Annotated in this window: 4 protein-coding genes; 2 read left to right on the plus strand and 2 right to left on the minus strand. The window is 72.1% G+C overall.

Annotated features, from left to right (window positions below; genetic code table 11):
• Window positions 1-1,672, minus strand: a 1,672-nt coding sequence (locus GT042_RS15040) for a DUF2264 domain-containing protein (RefSeq protein ID WP_161309223.1), incomplete at its 3' end; no start/stop codon positions are given.
• 395 nt (window positions 1,673-2,067) lie between these two features.
• Here GT042_RS15040 and GT042_RS15045 point away from each other — a divergent pair.
• Together GT042_RS15045 and GT042_RS15050 are read left to right on the plus strand one after the other, a co-directional pair.
• A complete protein-coding gene (locus tag GT042_RS15045) occupies window positions 2,068-2,937 on the plus strand; it encodes an RNA polymerase sigma factor SigF (RefSeq protein ID WP_161309224.1) in 870 nt (289 codons plus the stop codon).
• 138 nt (window positions 2,938-3,075) lie between these two features.
• Window positions 3,076-3,339, plus strand: coding sequence for a hypothetical protein (locus GT042_RS15050; protein ID WP_161309225.1), 264 nt, complete (start codon window positions 3,076-3,078; stop codon window positions 3,337-3,339).
• A 40-nt stretch (window positions 3,340-3,379) separates the two neighbouring features.
• Here GT042_RS15050 and GT042_RS15055 read toward each other — a convergent pair.
• On the minus strand, window positions 3,380-5,776 hold a 2,397-nt coding region (locus GT042_RS15055), incomplete at its 5' end, for a glycoside hydrolase family 38 C-terminal domain-containing protein (RefSeq protein WP_161309226.1).

The following is a 5,776-nucleotide window of genomic DNA, read 5'->3' on the forward strand; positions in this document are numbered from 1 at the left end:
GGGGACACAGCGCGGCCGGAGGCCGCGCCTCGGCGCCGGGCTGCTCCTCCGCCCCGTCGACCGCGACCGCCCAGCCCCCCAACCTCAGCCGCCACGGCCCCCCGTCCTCGTCCGCGCCGCCCGGATCCACCCGTACCAGACGGATCTCCACCGACCCCCGCAACACCGACCCCACCGTGACCCACGGCCCGACCCGGTACTCCGTGTCCGGGCCCCCGAACGGGTCCCAGCGTTCGTCCGCCGGCCAGTGCGCCCTGCTGCGGGAGACACCCGTGGCGCCCTCGACCGAGATCCGCTCCAGCGGACGCCGGTGCGCCGCCCTGCCCTCGGCGTCCACCAGCGTGGCAGTCGCGTCGACCGGCCCGCCGGCCGGATCCTCGGGCATCTCGGGAGCGGTGTGCGTGGAGTACGTGAGGCGGGCGTAGCAAGGGTCGTCGGAGTGGAGGCGCGCCGGATCGGCGTGGTCGGCGCCGTGGTTGACGACCCGTACGACACCGTCCGACACCGTGCCCGACACCAGCCAGCCCGGTGCCTTCAAGGGCCGTACGAAGGAGTGCTGTTCGACGGCGAGAGGGCTCTCCTCCTCCGTCCACACCGGATGGGTGGGAGGCAGCAGCAGCCCGATGAACCCCTTCGCGGCCCAGTGCGGCGAGGCCGGCCCCGAGTACGTCTGGAGCAGGCCCCGGAAGGGCCGGTGCCAGCCCAGGGTCAGCAGCCCGGCGTCGTCCGTGGCGCCGTGCGCGGTGAAGTGGTCGAGCATCCGGGAGGCGAGCCGGCGTGTCTCGCCGGGGACGAGGGGCGTGGCGTCGAAGAGCGCGCCGGTCCATACGGGGGCGAGCGCGGCGAAGCGGTAGGTCATCGAGCGGCCCTGGACGAGCGGGGAGCCGTTGGCGCCGACGAGCAGCCGCTGGTCCTCCAGGAAGCGCCGGAGCCGGGCGCGGTAGCGGTCGAGCAGCCCCGGGGGCGCCGCGTCGCCCATGACGCGGCAGAACCAGAGCGGGTAGAGGTGCATGGCCCAGCCGTTGTAGTGGTCGAAGTTGCGGTGCGCGCCGCCGGTGAGCCCGTCGGAGTACCACCCCTCGCCCGCGTACCAGTCGTCGGTGAGCGCGATCGTGCGGTCCAGGTCGTCCTGGCGCCAGGTGCCGCCCACACCCCGGGCGAAGGCCTCGGTGACGCCCTGGAACCAGATCCAGTTGTTGGCCGGCATGTCGGTGCCCGCCATGGCGCCCAGCCACTCCAGGAGTTGTTCCTGGACGCGGCGGGGGAGGCGGTCCCAGATCCAGGGCCGGGTCTCGTGCAGGGCCAGCGCGACGGAGGCCGCCTCGACCTTCGCCTGGTTGCTCTCCTTGAACGCGGGCCAGCGCCCCGGGTGCGCGGGGTCTACCCCGGCGGTCAGGCCGGCCGCGTACCACTCGGCCAGACCGTGCGGGTCCTCGCCCCGCGCCCCGGCGAGGCGGAAGGCGGCCAGCAGGAAGGTCCGGGCGAAGCCTTCGAGGCCGTCGCTCCAGGCGCCGTTGTGGCTGGCCGGGCCGGGCAACCGGACGAGTGAGTGGTCCGGGGTGGCGTACGGGCGTACGGCCAGGAGCAGCCGGTCGGCGGTCCGTTCCCAGTGGGCGCGGTCGGCGGCGGGGGTGCGGCCGACGGGGACGGGGGCAGGGGGGACGGAGGTCATCGCTTACGGCTCTCCCGGTTGAGGGTGTCGTCCTAGGACGTCGACGTGCCGTCGGGAGAAAGCCCTTTCGTACAGGCCCCCGAAGCGTCCCGTCTGCCGCCCGGTCTGACGGTGCCATGTAAATCCAGCGTGTCGCCTCACGTCAATGCGTTACACAGGCGATCGCCCGCCCCGGCGGGGAGCCGGCGCAGCGAACGGGCTGGGAGAGCGGCCAGAAAGCGCATTCCCCGTACCCGCCCCGGTCCGTGTCCCCGCCCGGATCGCGGGATCCGCGGCGGAGGCGGCGGGACCTTTTTCCGGCTCCGGACGATTGTTCGCCCTCGGCGGGGAATGAGTCGGCGAGTACGGGGCACTAGCGCCACCGGTACGGTCCGCTGCTGTGGAGGGTGAGTGTGATGACAACCGGAACTGTGCGCGCTGTCGGGGTGGAGAGGACGGCCGAGCGGTCGGAGGACGTACTGCCGCGGATCGACGACCCGAGCAAGGTCGCTCCGAAGGACGCCCGCGCGCTGTCCAAGCTCTTCTTCGACCAGCTCATGGTTCTGGAGGAGGGCACGCGCGAATACCAGTACGCCCGTAACACGCTCATCGAGATGAACCGTTCGCTCGTCCGCTTCGCCGCGGGCCGCTTCCGCAACCGGGGCGGCGGCGACATGGAGGACATCATCCAGGTCGGCACGATCGGCCTGATCAAGGCGATCGACCGGTTCGACCTGTCCCGCGAGGTCGAGTTCACCTCCTTCGCGGTGCCGTACATCGTCGGCGAGATCAAGCGTTTCTTCCGTGACACCAGCTGGGCCGTGCACGTGCCGCGCCGGCTCCAGGAGCTGCGGGTCGAGCTGGCGAAGGCCAAGGAGCACCTGGCCACGGGCCTGGACCGGGACCCGACCGTCAAGGAGCTCGCGGAGCTGCTCGACATCGACGAGGAAGAGGTCATCGAGGGCCTCGTCGCGACGAACGGCTACACCGCCGGGTCGCTGGACATGCCGACCGGTGACGAGGGCCAGAGCGGCAGCGGCCGGACCTTCGCCGACGTGCTGGGCGAGCCGGACCCCGCGATGGAGAAGGTCGAGAACCTGCACGCGCTGGCACCGCTGCTGGAGCAGCTGGACGAGCGCGAGCGCAGCATCGTGGAGATGCGCTTCGGCCGGGAGATGACGCAGTCGCAGATCGGCACGGAGCTGGGCGTGTCCCAGATGCATGTGTCGCGGCTGCTGAACCGCATCATCTCGCAGCTCCGCGCGGGGATGCTCGTCGAGGAGTGATCTCCGCCCGGCCCCCGGGAAGTCCTTCGGGAAGTCCCCCGGGAAGAGCGTGCGGGCGGCGGCGGGACCGGATTGTCAGACCCATGGATCAGACTTGAGGACCTGAGAGTCCGACAGATTCCTGGGGAGGAAGCCGAGATGACCGCCACCACCTCCACTCCGTCCGCCACGCCCGGTGAGTGCACCGCGGCCCAGGCCTATCTGCGCCTGCTGGCCGCGGTGCGCGCCGTTCTGGACGACCCCTTGCAGGCGTCCCTGGCCGCACCCCTGCTGGCGGCCCCGATCGCCGAGGCGGACGAGGCGCTGGACGCGGCGGGCCTGGCGGGCAACGAGCGGGAGTTCCTCGATCTGGTCGCCCTCCAGGCGGTGGGCGGGCATGCCGCGCGCGCCTCGGGTGGCTGAGGCCGTCCGGCGGCCCGCGCCGCCGGACGGACCCCGCTCCTCAGACCCGCGTCAGCCGCAGCGTGACCAGTTCGAACGGGCGCAGGGACAGCCGTACGGCTCCGTCCGTCACCTGGGGCCGCTCCACGTCCGCGAGCGGGCGCTCCAGGAGGTCCGTCACGGCGAGTCCGCCGATGTCGGCGCCCAGGGCGACCGTGACCCTGGCGCGGCCCCCGGTCGACTCGTAGAGCCGTACGACCAGGTCGCCGCTCTTGTCGTCGGCCAGCTTGACCGCGCTGACGACCACGGCGTCGTTGTCGACGGCCACCAGCGGCGCCACCTCGCCCGCGGTCCCTTCGACCGGGCGCTCGGGCAGGTTGATCCGGTAACCCTCCCTGACCGCGTCGGCGATCGCCGCGCCCGGCGCGAGCGCGTGCCGGAAGCGGTGGACACCCTGGTCGGTCTCGGGGTCCGGGAAGCGCGGGGCGCGCAGCAGCGAGACCCGTACGGTCGTGGTGGTGCCGCCGTCGGACGCGCGGACGGTACGGGTCACGTCGTGGCCGTACGTGGAGTCGTTGACGAGCGCGACCCCCCAGCCGGGCTCCTCCAGGTGGACGAAGCGGTGGTTGCAGGCCTCGAACTTGGCGGCTTCCCAGGACGTGTTGGTGTGGGTGGCCCGGTAGACGTGGCCGAACTGCGTCTCGGAGGCGTACCGCTCGGCGTGCACGTCCAGCGGGAAGGCGGCCTTGAGGAACTTCTCCGTCTCGTGCCAGTCGACCTCGGTGTCGATGTCGAGCCGCTTCGTGCCGGGCGCGAGGGTCAGCAGCTGGGTGACCTTGGACGTACCGAAGGAGCGGACGACCCGGACGACGGCCGCGCCGTCGCCGTTCGGGACGGCGATGACCTCGTCCACGTCCGTGAGGTCGGTGACGGTGTTGCGGTAGAACTCGTCGACGTCCCAGGCGTCCCACTGGTTGGGGAAGTCGGGGTGGATCTGGAGCAGGTTGGCCGCCTCGCCGGGGGCCACGGTCTCCCGTTCGGCGGCGATGTCGTACGCGGACACGACCAGGCCGCGGCCGTCGACCACGACCTCCAGCAGCCCGTTGCCGAGGACGAACCCGCCGTCCTCGCGCGGCGACAGCTCCGCCTGTCCCGCTCCCCCGGCCGGCCCGGCGGCGCCCGCCGCGACCCCGTGGCGCGCGTGCGGCGCGGAGTTGAAGAGCAGGGTCGTCCCCCCGGAGGGGTCACCGGCCAGGGCACGCTGCGCGGCGTCGATGATGCCGTTCAGCTCCGCGGCGACGGCGGCGTACGTCTTCTCGGCCTCGCGGTGCACCCAGGCGATGGAGGAGCCGGGCAGGATGTCGTGGAACTGGTGCAGGAGCACCGTCTTCCAGATCCGGTCGAGCGCGTCGTACGGATAGGTGTACGGAGAGGTCTCCGGGGAGGCGTCCGGAGCCCCCGTCGCGGACGCCCCGGTCGCCGACGAGGCCCGTACGGCGGCGGTGGCCGCCCACAGCTCGGCCTCGCGCAGGAGGTGTTCGCTCCGCCGGTTGCCCTGCTTGGTCCTGGCCTGGCTGGTGAGGGTCGCGCGGTGCAGTTCCAGGTACAGCTCACCGACCCACACCGGCGGATTCGGGTACTCGGCCTCGGCCTTCGCGAAGAACGCGCCCGGGGACTCCCATTCGACGGTGGCGGACCCCTCCAGGCTGCGCATCCGCGCGGCCTTGCCGATCATCTCGCGGGTCGTGCCACCGCCGCCGTCGCCCCAGCCGGTGGGGGCGAGGGAGTGCCTGGCGACGCCCTTCTCCTTGAAGTTGCGGGCCGCGTGGGCGATCTGCTCGCCCGTCATCGAGCAGTTGTAGGAGTCGACGGGCGGGAAGTGCGTGAAGATCCGGGTCCCGTCGATGCCCTCCCAGTCGAAGGTGTGGTGGGGGAACTTGTTGATCTTGCTCCACGAGATCTTCTGGGTGAGCAGCCACTTGGACCCGGCGGCCTTGATGATCTGCGGCAGCCCGGCGGCGAAGCCGAAGGTGTCGGGCAGCCACGCCTCGTCGTTCTCGATGCCGAACTCGTCGAGGAAGAACCGCTTGCCGTGCACGAACTGCCGGGCCATCGCCTCGGATCCGGGCATGTTCGTGTCGGACTCGACCCACATCCCGCCCGCGGGCACGAACCGGCCCTCCGCCACGGCCTTCTTGACCTTCGCGTAGACCTCGGGCCGGTGCTCCTTGATCCAGGCGAACTGCTGCGCCTGCGACATCGCGAAGACGAACTCGGGCTCGTCCTCCAGCAGCGCGGTCATGTTCGCCGTCGTACGGGCGACCTTGCGGACCGTCTCGCGCAGCGGCCAGAGCCACGCGGAGTCGATGTGCGCGTGGCCGACGGCGCTGATGTGGTGGGCGGTCGCCGGGGCCGGTGTGGCGAGCACGCCGGCGAGCCGCTCGCGCGCCGCCGCGGC

Source organism: Streptomyces sp. SID3212, from assembly GCF_009865405.1.
Lineage (GTDB): Bacteria > Actinomycetota > Actinomycetes > Streptomycetales > Streptomycetaceae > Streptomyces.